Source organism: Caballeronia pedi, assembly GCF_001544915.2.
In the GTDB taxonomy this organism is placed as follows: Bacteria; Pseudomonadota; Gammaproteobacteria; order Burkholderiales; family Burkholderiaceae; genus Caballeronia; species Caballeronia pedi.
This window is the reverse complement of record NZ_FCOE02000036.1, coordinates 46554-61455: the sequence shown is the minus strand read 5'-3', so window position 1 is coordinate 61455 and position 14902 is coordinate 46554. Positions and strand designations below refer to the sequence as shown.

At 65.1% G+C, this 14902-nt stretch carries 13 protein-coding genes; 8 read left to right on the top strand and 5 right to left on the bottom strand.

Features of this window, described 5'->3' with window-relative positions:
* Position 1: 1 nt before the first annotated feature.
* From phnL to AWB80_RS33630, 5 genes are all read left to right on the top strand, one after another.
* Complete coding sequence (gene phnL / locus AWB80_RS33650) at positions 2 to 769, top strand: phosphonate C-P lyase system protein PhnL (protein ID WP_061178992.1); 768 nt, start codon at positions 2 to 4, stop codon at positions 767 to 769.
* A complete protein-coding gene (locus tag AWB80_RS33645; RefSeq protein ID WP_061178991.1) occupies positions 763 to 1896 on the top strand; it encodes an alpha-D-ribose 1-methylphosphonate 5-triphosphate diphosphatase in 1134 nt (377 codons plus the stop codon). Before phnL ends, AWB80_RS33645 begins: the two co-directional genes overlap by 7 nt.
* A 189-nt stretch (positions 1897 to 2085) precedes the next feature.
* The gene (locus AWB80_RS33640) at positions 2086 to 3450 is read left to right on the top strand and encodes an MFS transporter (protein ID WP_061178990.1); all 1365 of its coding nucleotides are present in this window, start codon (positions 2086 to 2088) and stop codon (positions 3448 to 3450) included.
* Positions 3451 to 3690: 240 nt separating this feature from the next.
* Positions 3691 to 5229, top strand: coding sequence for a methyl-accepting chemotaxis protein (locus AWB80_RS33635; RefSeq protein WP_061178989.1), 1539 nt, complete (start codon positions 3691 to 3693; stop codon positions 5227 to 5229).
* 174 nt (positions 5230 to 5403) lie between these two features.
* Positions 5404 to 5688 (top strand): hypothetical protein, encoded by a 285-nt coding sequence (locus AWB80_RS33630; protein ID WP_061178988.1) that lies wholly within the window; start codon positions 5404 to 5406, stop codon positions 5686 to 5688.
* A 13-nt stretch (positions 5689 to 5701) separates the two neighbouring features.
* On the opposite strand, the gene AWB80_RS33625 is transcribed toward AWB80_RS33630, so the two are convergent.
* Positions 5702 to 7267, bottom strand: coding sequence for a serine hydrolase (locus AWB80_RS33625; RefSeq protein ID WP_061178987.1), 1566 nt, complete (start codon positions 7265 to 7267; stop codon positions 5702 to 5704).
* A 101-nt stretch (positions 7268 to 7368) separates the two neighbouring features.
* Complete coding sequence (locus AWB80_RS33620; protein WP_061178986.1) at positions 7369 to 7803, bottom strand: VOC family protein; 435 nt, start codon at positions 7801 to 7803, stop codon at positions 7369 to 7371.
* 115 nt (positions 7804 to 7918) lie between these two features.
* On the opposite strand from AWB80_RS33620, the gene AWB80_RS33615 reads away from it, so the two are divergent.
* Both AWB80_RS33615 and AWB80_RS33610 read left to right on the top strand, forming a co-directional pair.
* Positions 7919 to 8839: a LysR family transcriptional regulator gene (locus tag AWB80_RS33615; RefSeq protein ID WP_061178985.1), complete on the top strand. Its 921-nt coding sequence runs from the start codon at positions 7919 to 7921 to the stop codon at positions 8837 to 8839.
* 36 nt (positions 8840 to 8875) lie between these two features.
* A complete protein-coding gene (locus tag AWB80_RS33610) occupies positions 8876 to 10006 on the top strand; it encodes an FUSC family protein (protein ID WP_061178984.1) in 1131 nt (376 codons plus the stop codon).
* Positions 10007 to 10028: 22 nt separating this feature from the next.
* Here AWB80_RS33610 and AWB80_RS33605 read toward each other — a convergent pair whose 3' ends face one another.
* Positions 10029 to 11912 (bottom strand): PAS domain-containing hybrid sensor histidine kinase/response regulator, encoded by a 1884-nt coding sequence (locus AWB80_RS33605; RefSeq protein ID WP_087131795.1) that lies wholly within the window; start codon positions 11910 to 11912, stop codon positions 10029 to 10031.
* A 368-nt stretch (positions 11913 to 12280) separates the two neighbouring features.
* Here AWB80_RS33605 and AWB80_RS33600 point away from each other — a divergent pair, with 368 nt between their 5' ends.
* Complete coding sequence (locus AWB80_RS33600; RefSeq protein ID WP_061178982.1) at positions 12281 to 12508, top strand: hypothetical protein; 228 nt, start codon at positions 12281 to 12283, stop codon at positions 12506 to 12508.
* A gap of 48 nt (positions 12509 to 12556) precedes the next feature.
* Here AWB80_RS33600 and AWB80_RS33595 read toward each other — a convergent pair whose 3' ends face one another.
* Positions 12557 to 13312, bottom strand: a complete 756-nt coding sequence (locus tag AWB80_RS33595) for an AAA family ATPase (RefSeq protein ID WP_061178981.1) — start codon at positions 13310 to 13312, stop codon at positions 12557 to 12559.
* A 13-nt stretch (positions 13313 to 13325) separates the two neighbouring features.
* Positions 13326 to 14858, bottom strand: a complete 1533-nt coding sequence (locus tag AWB80_RS33590; RefSeq protein ID WP_061179017.1) for an MDR family MFS transporter — start codon at positions 14856 to 14858, stop codon at positions 13326 to 13328.
* Positions 14859 to 14902 lie beyond the last annotated feature (44 nt).

The following is a 14902-nucleotide window of genomic DNA, read 5'->3' as shown; positions in this document are numbered from 1 at the left end:
CATGACCATGAATTCCTTTATCGACAACGACCGCCTGATGTTGCAGGCGCGCGGCATCGAAAAGACCTTCACGCTGCATCAGCAGGGCGGGGCGCGCATTGCCGCGCTCTCGGGTGTGTCGCTCGATGTGGAGCGCGGCGAGTGCGTCGTTCTCGCGGGCGCATCGGGCGCGGGCAAGAGCACGTTCCTGCGCTGCATGTACGGCAACTATCTCGCCACGCGCGGCACCATCGCGATTCGCGACGACAGCCGTTCGTCGCGCCATGTCATGCTGACCGACGCCGCGCCGCACGACATCATTCGCTTGCGCACTACGACGATGGGCTACGTCAGCCAGTTTCTGCGCGCGATTCCGCGTGTATCGTCGCTTGATCTGGTCGCCGAGCCGCTGGTGTCGCGCGGCGTCGATGAAGCCGAAGCGCGCGAACGCGCGAGCGCATTGCTCGAACGACTCAACGTGCCGCACCGGCTGTGGACGCTCGCGCCCGCGACGTTCTCCGGCGGCGAGCAGCAGCGCGTGAACATCGCGCGCGGGCTGATCGCGGCGCATCCGCTTCTTTTGCTCGATGAACCCACCGCGTCGCTCGATGCCGAGAACCGCGACGTGGTCGCCGATCTGATCGTCGAGGCGCGCGAGAAGGGCGCGGCGATCGTCGGCATCTTTCACGACGAGGACACGCGCGCGCGCGTCGCGACCCGCATCGTGCGGCTCGCGAGCGCCAGCGCCGCATCTATCCAAACCGACTCCGGAGTGTTGCAGACATGCTGATCAGGAATGCGCGCATCGTGACGCGCGACGAGGATTTCGTGGGAACCGTGCGCGTCGAGGACGGACGTATCGCGGAGATCGCGCCGGGCAATACCGCCGCGCGCGAGGCGGAGGACTGGGGCGGCGATTATCTGTTGCCGGGCTTCGTCGAACTGCATACGGACAACATCGAGAAGCATCTCGCGCCGCGTCCGGGCGTGCTGTGGAATCACGAAGCGGCGATCATCGTCCACGACGCGCAAGTGGCGTCGGCGGGCATCACGACCGTGTTCGATGCGCTCGGCGTCGGCTCGCGTCCCGAAGACGGCGTGCGTGGCCGCGAGTTGCAGGTGCAGTGCGCGAAGTCGATCGGCAAGTTCGTCGAGCGCGATCTGCTGCGCGCCGATCACTTCCTGCATCTGCGTTGCGAAGTGGGCACGACGGATGTCGTCGAAGTGTTCGATTCGCTGTCCACGCATCCACTGTTCAGACTGGCTTCGGTGATGGATCACACGCCGGGGCAACGGCAATGGCAGGACCACGCGAAGTGGCGCAAGTATCAGGAGCGTCACGGCAAGTGGAGCGACGAGCACGCCAGCAAGATCCTCGCCGAACTCGCGGAGCATCAGGAACGCTATGCGGCCAAGCATCGCGCGGAGATCGTCGAGCGTTGCAGGCGGCTGAACATCTCGCTCGCGAGCCACGATGACACGCTCGTCGAGCACGTCGAGGAAGCGGCGCGCGACAACATCTCGCTCGCCGAATTCCCGACGACGCTCGCAGCCGCGCGCGCCGCGCGCGAGCACGGCATCGCGACGATCATGGGCGCGCCGAACGTGGTGCGCGGCGGCTCGCATTCGGGCAACGTGTCCGCGCTGGAACTGGCGCGCGAAGGTCTGCTCGACATTCTGTCGTCGGACTATGTGCCGTCGAGCCTGCTGATCGCGGTGTTCGATCTCGTCGCGAAGGCGGGCTGGTCGCTGCCGCGCGCGGTCGCGACGGTGTCTTGGGCGCCCGCGCACGCGGCCGGTTTGACCGATCGCGGCGCCATCGCGACGGGCCTGCGCGCGGACTTCGTGCGCGTCGCGTCGGTGGACGGCGTGCAGGTGCCACGCGAGACTTGGCGCGCGGGCCGGCGCGTGTCCTGACGTTGCTCGATCCATTCCCTTCCTTCCGATAGCCATGCGTCAGCGCTTCGTCATACACGGGTAAGCCCGCGTTGACGAAGCGCAAGCTTCTTAAGTACCCTCACCGCGAGTTCGCTATGTGAATCGGTGTTCGTCTAGCGAACTTTTAGCGCCGATCGGGCACGCATCCACTTTCGAAAAGGGAATGAAGTGAGTAGAAGTCCTGCCGTGAACGTACAGACGTTCATCAACGAACATCCGTTCTCGCCGTTTCAGTGGCTCATCTTCGTGATGTGCTTCGTGATCGTGCTGCTGGATGGTTTCGACACCGCCGCCATTGGCTTCATCGCGCCTTCGCTCGTTACCGAATGGCAGATCAGCCGTCCGGCGCTTGCGCCCGTGCTGAGCGCGGCGCTGTTCGGGCTGGCGGCGGGTGCGCTGCTGTCCGGGCCGCTGTCGGACAAGCTCGGCCGTCGCGCGATGCTGCTTTCGTCGGTGCTGCTGTTCGGCGTCGCGTGTCTCGCGTCGTCGTTCTCCGCCGACATCACGCAACTGACGACACTGCGCTTCATCACCGGCGTCGGTCTCGGCGCGGCGATGCCGAACGCCGTCACGATGATGAGTGAGTTCTGCCCCGACAAGCGCCGCGCGACGCTCATCAACCTGATGTTCTGCGGCTTTCCGCTCGGCGCGGCGTTCGGCGGCTTTCTCGCGGCGTGGATGATTCCGCATTTCGGCTGGCGCAGCGTGCTGATGCTCGGCGGCGTCGCGCCGCTCGTGCTGTCGGTGTTGCTGATCGTCAAGCTGCCGGAATCGGTGCGCTACATGGTGGCGAAGGCGAAGCCCGTCGAACGGATTCGCGCGACGCTCGCGCGCATTTCGTCCGACGCGATGCAGGCAGGCTCGTTCTTCATGACCGAAACCGCGCCCGCAGCAACGGGGCAAAGCGGCATCAGCGTGGTGCTGTCGCGCCCGTACATCGTCGGCTCGGTGATGCTGTGGCTCGCATACTTCATGGGCCTCGTGATCTTCTACGCGTCGATCAACTGGATGCCGATCCTGCTCAGGGAATCCGGCTTGCCGCCGCAAAAGGCGACGCTGATCTCCGCACTGTTCCCGCTCGGCGGCGTCGGCGCGGTGCTGTGCGGCGTGCTGATGGACAAGTTCAACGCGAACCGCATCATCGCGGCGTGCTATGCGCTGACCGCAGTGAGCGTGTACATGATCGGCCAGGCGGTGGGCAACGTGGGCCTGCTCGTGCTCGTCGTGTTTCTCGCGGGCGTGCTGATGAACACCGCGCAATCGTCGATGCCGGCGCTTGCCGCCGCGTTCTATCCGACCCAGGGCCGCGGCACGGGCGTCGCGTGGATGCTCGGCATCGGGCGCTTCGGCGGCATCGCGGGATCGTTCCTCGTCGCCGAGCTGACGCGCCTGCATTTCAGCTTCGGCGGCATCTTCGCGACGATCGCGGTGGCGGGCGTCATTTCGGCGGTCGCGCTGCTGATCAAGCAGGCCGCGCATCCGCAGACGGCCATGGCAAGCGATCTCAAATCGACGGAGCCGGTCGGGCATTGATTTGATGTGATTTGTTGTGGCAAGCGGCGCCCCGCGTGACTTCGGTCACGCGGGGCGTTGTCGTTTCTGCGCGGCGCATCGCGCCCCTAAAGAACCATCGCGTCCTGCCGATAAATTGCACGTAGCTTTCGATCACGAGGCCGCGTCGCATTCGCGCGCGCAAACGTAAAACGGCTCACGATCGGAAGCTCGCAAGCGAGCGCCTGCCCCGGCGCACCCACCGGCCCCTTCAACCCGATCGTGAATAAACTTTCCTTCAAGACCAAGCTCATGAGCACCGTGGGCTTCGTATGGCTCAGTCTCATCCTGCTGTGCGCGCTCAACGCGATCTCCACGAAACACTCGCTGATGCGCAACCGTGAAAGCGCGCTCGCCGAGCAGGTTCAATCCGCGACCAGCGTCGTCAGGTTCTACGTCAAACAGGCGCAAAGCGGCGCGCTGCCCGAAGCCGAAGCGAAGAAGCTGGCCATCGCGAGTGTGCGCGCGATCCGCTATGGCACGAGCGGCTATCTCGGCATCCTCGATTCGAAGCTGTTCCAGATTCTGAATCCCGTGCGCCCCGACACGGAAAACAAGGTCAACGATTTCATCGACAGCACCGGCAAGCACTTCACCGCCGAGATCGTGAAGCATGGTCTCGACGGCTCGCATATCACGACGTATCTGTATCCGAAGCCGGGCGAGCAGGAGCCGCTGCAAAAGATGACCTACGGCGACTACGTGCGCGAATGGGACTGGCACGTCTACACGGGCGCGTATATCGACGACATCGACGCAGCCTTTCATGCGATCGTGCTCAAGTCGTTGTTGCTGATCGGCGTGATCGGCGCGGCGCTGACGCTCGCGATGACGTTTATCATCCGCGGCGTGCTGAAGAGCATCGGCGGCGATCCGCGCGATGTGGCGATCGTCTGCCAGCGCATCGCGGCGGGCGATCTCGCGCAGGCCGTGCATGTGACGCGCGGCGACGAATCCAGCCTCATGCATTCGATGCACACGATGCAGTCGCGTCTCACGCAGACCATCGCGCAGATCAAGCTGGTCGCGGACGGCATCACGGCGGCGTCGCGCGAGATCGCGGACGGCCATCACGATCTTTCGTCGCGTACCGAAGAGCAGGCGGCTTCGCTCGCGGAAACGGCTTCGAGCATGGAAGAGCTCACCTCGACCGTTCGCCTCAATTCCGACAACGCCGGACAAGCGAGCCAGCTTGCCGCGAGCGCATCGTCGACGGTGGAAAGCGGCAACGGCGTCGTGCTCGGCGTCGTCGCGACGATGGACAGGATCGCGGGCAGTTCGGAGAAGATCGTCGATATCATCGGCGTCATCGAAGGCATCGCGTTCCAGACCAACATTCTTGCGCTGAACGCAGCCGTGGAAGCGGCGCGCGCGGGCGAGCACGGGCGCGGCTTCGCGGTGGTCGCCTCGGAAGTGCGCGCGCTTGCGCAGCGTTGCGCGGCGGCGGCGAAGGACGTGAAGACGCTCATCGACGAATCCGTGACCAACGTCACGGCGGGGCAGGATCTCGCGCAGCAGTCCGGCGACACGATGAAGCAGATTCTCACGTCGGTCACGCGCGTGAACGACATCATGAGCGAGATCTCGACCGCTTCGTTGCAACAGACGCAGGGCATCGAGCAGGTGGGCGTCGCGATCACGCAGATGGACGCCGTCACGCAGCAGAACGCGGCGCTCGTGGAGCAGGCGACGGCGGCCGCCGCCGCGCTCGCGGTGCAGGCGGAAGAACTGAAGCGCGCGGTCGCCGTGTTCAGAACCTGAAGAACCGGGCGGACGCGCCTTTCAATGCGCGCTCCGGTGTTTGTGAATCGTCAGACCGTGGCATAGCGCGTGCTGACTCGTATCGTGCGAACCGGCCGCTGCGCGTGCAGCGGCCAGCAGGCAGATCAGGCCGCACGAATCGCATTTTGCAAACCGCCAACCGGAGTATCCGACATGAAACGTATCGCCCTTTCCGCCACCGCCGGCGCATTTGCGCTCGTCTGTGCGTCCGCTTTCGCGCAGGACAATCCGCCGAGCTCGAACACGGGCCTCCAGGCTGGCGACAATGCGCAAACGACGACGCAGCCCGCACAGTCGAAGTCGCCCGCGCACAAGTCCACGCATTCGAAGCAGGCGCACAAGAGTCCGATGAACGCAGGCCCGTCCACCGCGCCGAGCGGGACGGCGACGCCGAGCGGCCCCGGCGCGCCCGTCAGCGCGAGCGGCTCGGGCCAGTAGCGCGCGACGCGCATCAACGCACGAAGGTGCCGAGCCCGTCCTCGTCGTAATACTCGAGCGTCACGCGATCGCTGAGAAACGATACCTTCGATATCGTGCCGGGATTCGCGTTCTCGTTGACGAGCGTGAAGGTGAAGACATCGCCATCCCAATGCGAGAGCGGCAGCGTCATCGGACGCGGGCCGATGAGAATCGCGAGCGCGCCGCCCTGATCGACGATCTGAATCGGCCCGAAGTAGTCGTTGCTGTACGTGCCGATGTAAGTCGACAGCGCACGCGCGGGCAGCGGCGAGGCCGGCGGCGTCGCGCCGACGAGCGAGCCGGACGGCTTCGACAGCGGCGCCAGCGCATCGTTGTAGAGCTTGAACCAGTCGCGCTGGATCGAGCCGAACTGCACGATATCGAAGAACTGCTGGTTGACCGCTTCCGGCACGCCGATCGGGAACGCGTTCGTCAATGCGACGATCGCGAGATTCGTCGATGGCACCACCATGAAGTTGGTTCCAGCGCCCGCGCTGAATGCGCCCGAATGGCTGTACGACGCACGCCCCGCGCTCGTCTGTCCCACGTTGAAGCCATAGCCGTAAAAGCCTGCGGGATTGCCGCCGCCGGGCGGCGAGCTTTGCGCCTGCGCGGTGATGGCCGCGGCGAGGGCGGTCGCATCGACGATACGGTTGCCGTTGAAAACGCCCGCGCCGAGCATCATCGTGAGCCACTTCGCCATGTCGTTCACCGACGAACTCACGCCGCCCGCGGGCGATTGCGCATCGGGCATCGTGCCAAGCCCCTGCACCCACTGATCGCCGCGCTTCACGTGGCCGGTCGCCCGGTTGGATCGCGCGATGAAATCGGCATAGCGCGAACTCGTGCTCGTCATGCCGAGCGGCTTGTAGAGCGCGGTATCGGAGAGCGTCGCCCAGTCGATGCCCGCGGCGGTCGCCACGGACTCCGCCGCCGCCGTGAGCCCGAAATTCGTATAGAAGTACGAATGGCGAAACGGATGCAGCGGCAGGAAGCGCAGCCGCTGAAGCACTTCCGTTTGCGAGTAGCCCATGTCTTCGAGCTTGTCGCCCGCGTGGTCGGGCAAGCCGGACTGATGCGAATACAGATCGCCGATGGTGACGGCCGCGCTCACCTCCGGATCGGAGAGCGTGAACCACGGCAGATGCGCGCGCACCGGCGTGTTCCACGCGATGCCGCCCGCGCCCACCTGATGCGCCACGACCGACGCGCCCACCGACTTCGACACCGACGCGAGCTGAAACACGGTATCGGCATCGACTTTCTGGCCCGAACCGACGAGCCGCGTGCCGAAGCCCTTCGCGTAGACGGTCTGCGTGCCGCGCACGACCGCGATGGCCATGCCCGGTACGCCGGTGCTGCTCAAAAGATTGTTGGCGAGGGTGTCGAGCTGGGAAAGAGCGGCGTTGACTTGCGCGTCCGGCACGGGGCCGGTTTGCGTGCCGCCCGACGATTCCGATGCGTTGGCGTTGTCGGAATCCGAACCACCGCCGCATGCGGCGATCGTGCTGCATAGCGCCGCGCCCAGAAAGCGGCGGCGTCCTTCAGAAGGTCCCATACTCGCGTCTCCCCGATGTCGCGCACGTCGCGCGCAGAGCGGATTCTATCCGGTAAAGAATCCGTCAGGCGCGTGTCATCGGAATGGAAATGCAGCGCGCGTTACTTCGCGAACAGCGACGACATGTCGGCGAACGCCTTGATTTCGACGGCATTGCCTGACGGATCGAGGAAGAACATCGTCGCCTGTTCGCCGACTTCGCCCTTGAAGCGCACGTGCGGCTCGATGACGAAGCGCGTGCCCGCGGCGCGCAGTTTGTCGGCCAGTTCCTCCCATTGCGGGATCGACAGCACGACGCCGAAGTGGCGCACCGGCACGGCGTCGCCATCGACCGCGCTCGTCGTGCGATGCCCGACTTCATCGGGCGCGAGATGGGCGACGATCTGATGCCCGTAGAAATCGAAATCCACCCAGGCGTCGGAGCTGCGGCCTTCCGGGCAGCCGAGCAACTCGCCGTAGAACTCGCGCGCGGCGGCGAGGCTGTGGACGGGAAACGCGAGGTGAAACGGCGGCATGGCGTGCTGAGTCGTGCTCATGGCGATGATTCCTTATTCGACGTGTGGGGAACGAAGGCCTCAGTGTATTAATAAATATTTGTGTTGAAAAACGATATATTGCGGGAGTCAGCCCCAATATTTTCGATGAATCGATATGCTGCGCGAACTTCAGACTTTCATCGCGGTGGCGCGCCACGGTACCTTCGCGGGCGCGGGCGCGCACATCGGTCTCACGCAATCGGCCGTGAGCGCGCAGATGCAGCGGCTCGAAGCGCATCTCGGCGTTGCGCTGTTCGACCGCACCGGCCGCTCCGCGACGCTCAACAAGGCAGGCAGGCGCACCCTCGAACTCGCCGACGAACTGATCGCGCTCTATGCGCGCCTCGCCGAGCCGGAAGGCGAGGATGGGCGCGGCGGCTCGCTGTCGGTCGGCGCGATCGCGTCGGCGCATGCGGCGCTGCTGCCCGATGCGATCGGCGCGTTCCGGCGCGTGCTTCCCGCGTGGCGCATCCGGCTGGTGCCGGGCGTGTCGCTGAATCTGCTGGCGAGCGTCGATGCGGGCGAGATGGACATGGCCGTCCTCATCCGTCCGCCGTTTTCGCTGCCGGCCGAGCTGCGATGGCGCACGCTCGCCGCCGAGCCGTTCGTGCTGCTCGCGCCCGCTGCGAAGAAGGGCGCGCAATGGCGCGAGCTGATCGAGTCGGAGCCCTTCATCCGTTACGACCGGCGCTCGTTCGGCGGCCGGCAGGTGGACGCGTTTCTGACGAAGCGCCGCATCGCGGTGCGCGATTCGATCGAAGTCGACGAGTTGCCGGGCATCGCGCAACTGGTGGCGCGGGGCCTGGGCGTGGCGCTCGTGCCGGTCTCGGATGGCATCGGCGCGTGGCCGCGCGGCGTGCTGGCGCTCGATCTCGGCGACGAGACGTTTCATCGCGAGATCGGTCTCGTCGAGCGGGCGCGGCGTGCGCGTGCCGATGAACCCGACGCGGCCACGCGCCTTGCCGGCTGCATCGTCGACGCGGCGGCGCGTGGCGCACGCGCACGAAGGCGGAACGTGCGGCGCGGCATCGCCTAGAATGCGTTGGAGCGCGTTCTCCCTCGGTGGACCTCCATGGACGACGAGCAGCATATCGGCGACGCGAAAACGCGTCTCGCGGAATCGGCGCTGACGCTGGCGCAATCGGCTGCGCGTCGCGGGCAGGCGGCGCTTGCGTGGCTGGATCGCGTCGATCCGGGTACGCATCGGCGCATCAAGGGTTTGCGGCTCGTCACCGCATACGGTCTCGCGGCGGCGCTCGGCGCGTTGCAGGACGTGACGCAGAGCGTGCCGGCCGGCGTGTCCGTCGGCGCGCTGGCGGGCGGCTTCGCGTTGTGGGCGAGCGTGTCCGAGGCGCGCACGACGCGCTTCGAATCGAGCCGCGATCTCGCCGTGCTGTGCATCGCCGCTGCGTTCGGCGCCCTCAGCTTCGCTTTGTTCGCGCCGATGCTCCGTGATTTCGGGCGCGGCGGCGCCGAGCTCGTGCTCGTCACGGGTGCGTTCTTCGCAGGCTATCTGAAGCGCTTCGGGGTGACTGGCGCGGGCATCGGCTCGCAGCTTTATATCGGACAGTTGCTCGCCTATGGGATGAATCTCGCGCCCGGCGATTCACGGGCGATTCTGTTCGCGCTGCTGATCGGCATGCTCGCCGCAATCGTGCCGCGCGTGCTGAGCGGGCCGGCGGAGCATCCGGCCGTGCTGCCCGCGCTGGCGTCCGAACCCGCTTATGGACGTCACGCGATATCGCCCGCGTTCGCGATGGGTTTGCAGGCGACGTGCGGCTCACTCATCGTGGTGCTGTTGAATCGCGCGTTCGGGCTCGTGGAATCGGCCTGGGCGATCACGGCGTGTGTGTATGTCGTGGCGACGTCGGCGGTGGGTACGGCGGAGCGCGTGCGGCGACGTATCTATGGGACGCTTGTCGGGGTGCCGCTCGGGCTCGTGTGTCTGCCGCTCGCGGAGCATTGGCCGGTTGTCGTGTGGACATTGTCCGCGCTGGCGATGATCGCTTATGCGATGGCGTTGCCGGAGCGGTATGACATCGCTTGCGGCGCGTTTGCGTTCGTGCTGGTCGTGACGCTGGCCGCGAGTGGGGTGCATTCGGTGGGGTTGCTGACAGCGCGGGCCTGGGAGACGTTGCTCGGTGGCGCGTTGGGGTTGGTCGCTTCGCGGGTCGTTTTTCCCTTGCGGGTGGTTAGGGAGTGAGGGTTTCTTGCGTCAGTAAAAATCACGGCCCCGCCACTCGAACCAACAACCGATCCAGCACCTCAAAATCCACCGGCTTGACGAGATGCGCATCGAACCCCGCCTGCGCGGAGCGCTCCTTGTCGCTGTCCTGCCCAAACCCCGTCATCGCGACCACCATCGCCGTCCCGATGAGCCGCTTCGAGCGCAGCGCGCGCAGCACCGCATAACCATCCATATCCGGCAATGCCAGATCGAGCAGAATCAGATCCGGCGGAAAATGCCGAACCACATCGAGCCCTTCCTTGCCGTGATACGCGATGCGCACGTCATGCCCCTTCATCTGCAACAGCATGGCAAGACTGTCCGCTGAATCCTGGTTATCGTCGATCACGACGATGTGCAACCCACCGTCGACCTCCCGCGCGGCGCTCTGCGCGAGCACACGATGCGGACGCGGCGCGTCATCCACCGATGCATAAGGCAATCGCACCGTGAACGTGCTGCCCTGATTCGGCCCGTCGCTCGCGGCGGAAATCGACCCCCCGTGCATCTCGACGATCGACCTGCACAGCGTGAGCCCGATACCGAGCCCCGCCTCGCCGGGATTGAGATAGTGATCCTCCTGCACGAACAAATCGAAGATGGACGTGAGGCCCTTCTGCGAAATGCCACGCCCGGTATCGGCCACTTTCAGCAGCAGCGCGCTCGTCTCACACTCGACTTCCACCGTGATCGTGCTCGCGCGCGGCGAGAACTTCGATGCATTGTTCAACAGGTTCTGCACGACCTGCACGAGCCGCGTGGCGTCGCCCATCACAAAGACGGGATCGCGCGGCAGCTTCGTCACGACGCGCTGCGTGCGTTCATCGATGAACGGATGCACGAGCTCGATGCTCCTCGCGACGATATCGCTCACGTCGACGCGCGCCATGCGCAGATCGATCTTGCCCGTCGTGATGCGGCCCATGTCGAGCAGATCGTCGACGAGCCGGCCGAGATGCGAGGTCTGTCTGTCGATGATGTCGCGGCACGCGTTGACCCGCTGCGGCATGCCCGTTTCCATCTGCATGACGCCGATCGCGTTGCGCACCGGCGCGAGCGGATTGCGCAACTCGTGCGCGAGCGTCGCGAGAAACTCGCTGATGCGCCGCGACGATACTTCGAGCTGCTCCAGGCGCTTGCGCTCGCTCATGTCGCGCGTGACCTTCGCGAAACCGCGCAACACGCGATGCTCGTCGTACACCGCCGTGATCACGACGTTCGCCCAGAAGAGCGATCCGTCCTTGCGTACGCGCCAGCCTTCGTTCTCCACGCGGCCCGTGCGGATCGCGGTCTGCAGTTCGATCTCGGGAAGATTGGCGGCGAGATCCTCGGGGCAATAGAACGTCGAGAAATGCTTGCCCATGATCTCCGACGGCTGATACCCCTTGATGCGCATCGCGCCCGTATTCCAGCTTGCGATATGACCGCCCGGATCGAGCATGAAGATCGCGTAGTCGCTCACGCTTTCCACGAGCAGACGAAAGCGCTCTTCCGACAGACGCAGCTTCTCTTCTTCGGCACGCTTCGCGGTGAGATCGCGCGTGCATTTCGCGTAGCCGATGATCTCGCCCTTCGTATCGCGCGCCGCCGTGATGACGACATTCGCCCAGAACAGTGTGCCGTCCTTGCGCACGCGCCAGCCTTCGTCCTCGAAGCGGCCGGTCGCATACGCCTGCTTCAGTTCGTACTCGGGCCAGCGGCGCGCGACCGCCTCCGCCGGATAGAAGCGCGACAGATGCTGGCCGATGATCTCGTGCGCCTCATAGCCCTTGATCCTGCGCGCGCCCGTGTTCCAGCTCGTGATGCGGCCGTTCAGGTCGAGCATGAAGATCGCGCAGTCTTCGATCGCATCGACGAGCGCGTGATATTGCGCGTCGCTCATCGTGGGCTTGGACGGCGTGCCGTGTGCTTGGTCGAGCTGGGGGACGGCTGCTCTCGATCTGGTCATGGTTCTGATAGTCAACGCAGCGGGAGGATGTCTGATTTCGCCAGTTTACCCGTTGGCGAGGCATCGCACCTCTTGAACAAGATGTAACGGGCCGCGCGCGGCGCTGTCGAGGACAAGCCGGAATGCGCAAAGCGCTCCCTACACGGCGCGCGTATCCATCCATTCCTATCCTTGCTTTTGAGGGGATTTCAACGCCGGTTCACGCACGTAGACTGCGTGCACATTTCAGAAGGTCGGTTGCTTGGCAGGCAGTGCAATGAGGCCGATTGAAGTGACTACGTGAAACCCTCAGGAGCACTATCATGATCGGCAATCTCAAAGGCATCATCTTCGTCGCGGCGCTCGCGGGCGCATCCTACGCGCTCGCAAGCGGTTACGGGCCCGCGCCGCATTACGCACCAATGGACGGCGCGCCCACATCGCAACAAGGCATGAACATGCAGACCATTGCTCAGGATGCGCAACAGAGCAACGATGCGGGCGTCGACAAATCCAAGCAGGCAAGCCCGCTGATTCAGGCGCAGGATTGAGCGCGCTGCATCACGTCGCGTCCCGCCGGTCATGCCGGCGGGACGCGTTCAGCGCTCGCCGTCGAGCAGCGTGCGCAACATGCGTTCGGGGTTGGCGAGAAACGCACGCGTCACCTTGAAGTGCTCGGTGTCTTCATAGGCGACCCGCGCGAGACCGTCTTCGGTGAATTGATAGATCCACGCATCGGGATAGGCCATCAGTATCGGCGAATGCGTGGCGATGATGAACTGCGAATCGTCATTGACGAGATCGTGGATGCGCGCGAGCGCGGCAAGCTGGCGTTGCGGGGACAGCGCCGCCTCGGGTTCGTCGAGCAGATAGAGGCCTTGTCCGCCGAAGCGTTCCATCAACAGCGTGAGGAATGACTCGCCGTGCGATTGCTCGTGCAGCGACTTGCCGCCATAAGACGAGATGATCGGCGGGCCGAAGCCGGGTTCGTCGTCGAGTTGCTCGATTTCAGTGGCCACGTTGAAGAAGCTTTCCGCGCGCAGAAAGAAGCCGTCGCGCGGCCGTTTGAAGCCTTTCGCGATCCGCAGATACTCATGCAGCGCCGAATGCGATGCGCGCGTGCCGAAACGGAAATTCTTCGTGCCGCCTTCGGGATTGAAGCCCATCGAGACCGCGATCGCTTCGAGCAGCGTCGACTTGCCCGAGCCGTTTTCGCCGACGAGAAACGTGACCTTCGGATGCGGTTCGAGCGTATCGAGCGCGCGCACGGCGGGCAGCGAGAACGGCCAGACGTCGAAAGACGGCGCCTTGTCGCGCATGAGCGTGATGCGGCTGATGTACTGGGTCGAGAGCATCGTCGCCGTGCGTTCAGTGAAACGCCTGATTCGCGGCCGATTTTGCAGCCGATTCCGCGGCATTCTCCGCCCCCACTTTCTCGACCGTCTCCTTCGCGCGCCCGATCTCGATCTTCGGCATGAACAGCATCGAGATCACGGTGCCGAGCGCGATCACGAACATCGCGGTAAAGGTGATATGCAACGAGTGATGCAGCACGAGGCGAATTTCGTTGTTGGTCGCGAAGTCACCGGGCACGCTCGACAGCAGTTGCTTGAGCTGATCCGCGTGCACGGGCGGCAGGCCGTCCGTATGCATGAGGCCGTAATTCTGCACCGCGCCGAACACGGCCGCGCCCAGCGTGTTGCCGAGATTGCGCGAAAACAGGTTCGATGCGGTGGCGCTGCCGCGTTCGAGCGGCTGCACGATCTCCTGAATCAGGATGAGGCACGACACGCTCGTGATGCCCATGCCGAAGCCGAGCACGGCGGAGCCGACGCCCGCCCAGACCGGGCTCGATTGCGGGCCGAGCAGCACGAACGGCAGGGCGCCGAGCGGAATGAACACCGGCCCGACCATCAGCAGACGCCGCAGGCCGATGCGGCTGAACGCGCGCGACGTGAAGGTCGCGCCGCTCGGCCAGCCGATCATCATCATCGTGAGCGCGAGGCCCGCTTCCACCGGCGTGCGGTGCATCACGCCCTGCACGTACATCGGCAGGAAGGTGGTGAGACCCATCATCGCCATGCCGGCCAAAAGGGTCGCGACGTTGCTCGCCGCAATCGGCCGATGCGACCACAGGCGAAACGAGATCATCGGATCGGCGGCGCGGCGTTCCTGCACCACGAAGCCGACGATCGCGAGCACCAGCACCGCGATCTCCACGCCGACGCGCGTGCTGCTCGCATGACCGGCGTCGGTGAGCGCCATCATCAGCGCGGCGACGGCCGCCGTGAAAAAGAACGCGCCGGCGAGATCGATGGCCGGGCGGTCGTGGCGCTTTTCCTCGTGCAGGAAGAGCGTGAAGAGCAGGGCGGCCAGAATGCCGATCGGCACGTTGATCCAGAAGATCCACGCCCACGAGAACTGCCGGATCAAGAGGCCGCCGACCATCGGACCGAGCACGGCGGACACGGCCCACACGCTCGCGAGATAGCCTTGCACCTTGCCGCGCTCGCGCGCCGGATAGAGATCGCCGACGACCGTGAGCGCGACCGGCAGGATCGCGCCCGCGCCGACGCCCTGCACCAGCCGGAACACGATCATCGCGGGCATCGACCAGGCGAAGCCCGCGAGCACCGAGCCGATCAGGAAGATCGCGATGCCCGCGAGCAGAGCGGGCTTGCGGCCGTACAGATCGGCGAGCTTGCCGAACACGACGGTGAGCGCCGTCTGCGTGAGCAGGAACGACGAGAACACCCAGCTATAGAGATTGAGGCCGCCGAGCTGCGTGGCGATTTGCGGCATCGCGGTGGAGACGATAGTGGCTTCGATCGCGACCATGGCCATCGAGGCCATCACCGCTGCGATGACGAGGGGACGTGCCGTTTTTCTGTTTTCTGACATGCGTTTCGGATGACATGCCTCCCGCGACGCGCAACCGACGACGA

What these genes read in the sequence shown, in the direction of transcription:
- phnL (WP_061178992.1), top strand. Translation starts at nt 2, where the DNA reads ATGACCATGAATTCCTTTATCGACAACGACCGCCTGATGTTGCAGGCG.
- AWB80_RS33645 (WP_061178991.1), top strand. Translation starts at nt 763, where the DNA reads ATGCTGATCAGGAATGCGCGCATCGTGACGCGCGACGAGGATTTCGTG.
- AWB80_RS33630 (WP_061178988.1), top strand. Translation starts at nt 5,404, where the DNA reads ATGAAACGTATCGCCCTTTCCGCCACCGCCGGCGCATTTGCGCTCGTC.
- AWB80_RS33625 (WP_061178987.1), bottom strand. Translation starts at nt 7,267, where the DNA reads ATGGGACCTTCTGAAGGACGCCGCCGCTTTCTGGGCGCGGCGCTATGC.
- AWB80_RS33620 (WP_061178986.1), bottom strand. Translation starts at nt 7,803, where the DNA reads ATGAGCACGACTCAGCACGCCATGCCGCCGTTTCACCTCGCGTTTCCC.
- AWB80_RS33615 (WP_061178985.1), top strand. Translation starts at nt 7,919, where the DNA reads ATGCTGCGCGAACTTCAGACTTTCATCGCGGTGGCGCGCCACGGTACC.
- AWB80_RS33610 (WP_061178984.1), top strand. Translation starts at nt 8,876, where the DNA reads ATGGACGACGAGCAGCATATCGGCGACGCGAAAACGCGTCTCGCGGAA.
- AWB80_RS33605 (WP_087131795.1), bottom strand. Translation starts at nt 11,912, where the DNA reads ATGAGCGACGCGCAATATCACGCGCTCGTCGATGCGATCGAAGACTGC.
- AWB80_RS33600 (WP_061178982.1), top strand. Translation starts at nt 12,281, where the DNA reads ATGATCGGCAATCTCAAAGGCATCATCTTCGTCGCGGCGCTCGCGGGC.
- AWB80_RS33595 (WP_061178981.1), bottom strand. Translation starts at nt 13,312, where the DNA reads ATGCTCTCGACCCAGTACATCAGCCGCATCACGCTCATGCGCGACAAG.
- AWB80_RS33590 (WP_061179017.1), bottom strand. Translation starts at nt 14,858, where the DNA reads ATGTCAGAAAACAGAAAAACGGCACGTCCCCTCGTCATCGCAGCGGTG.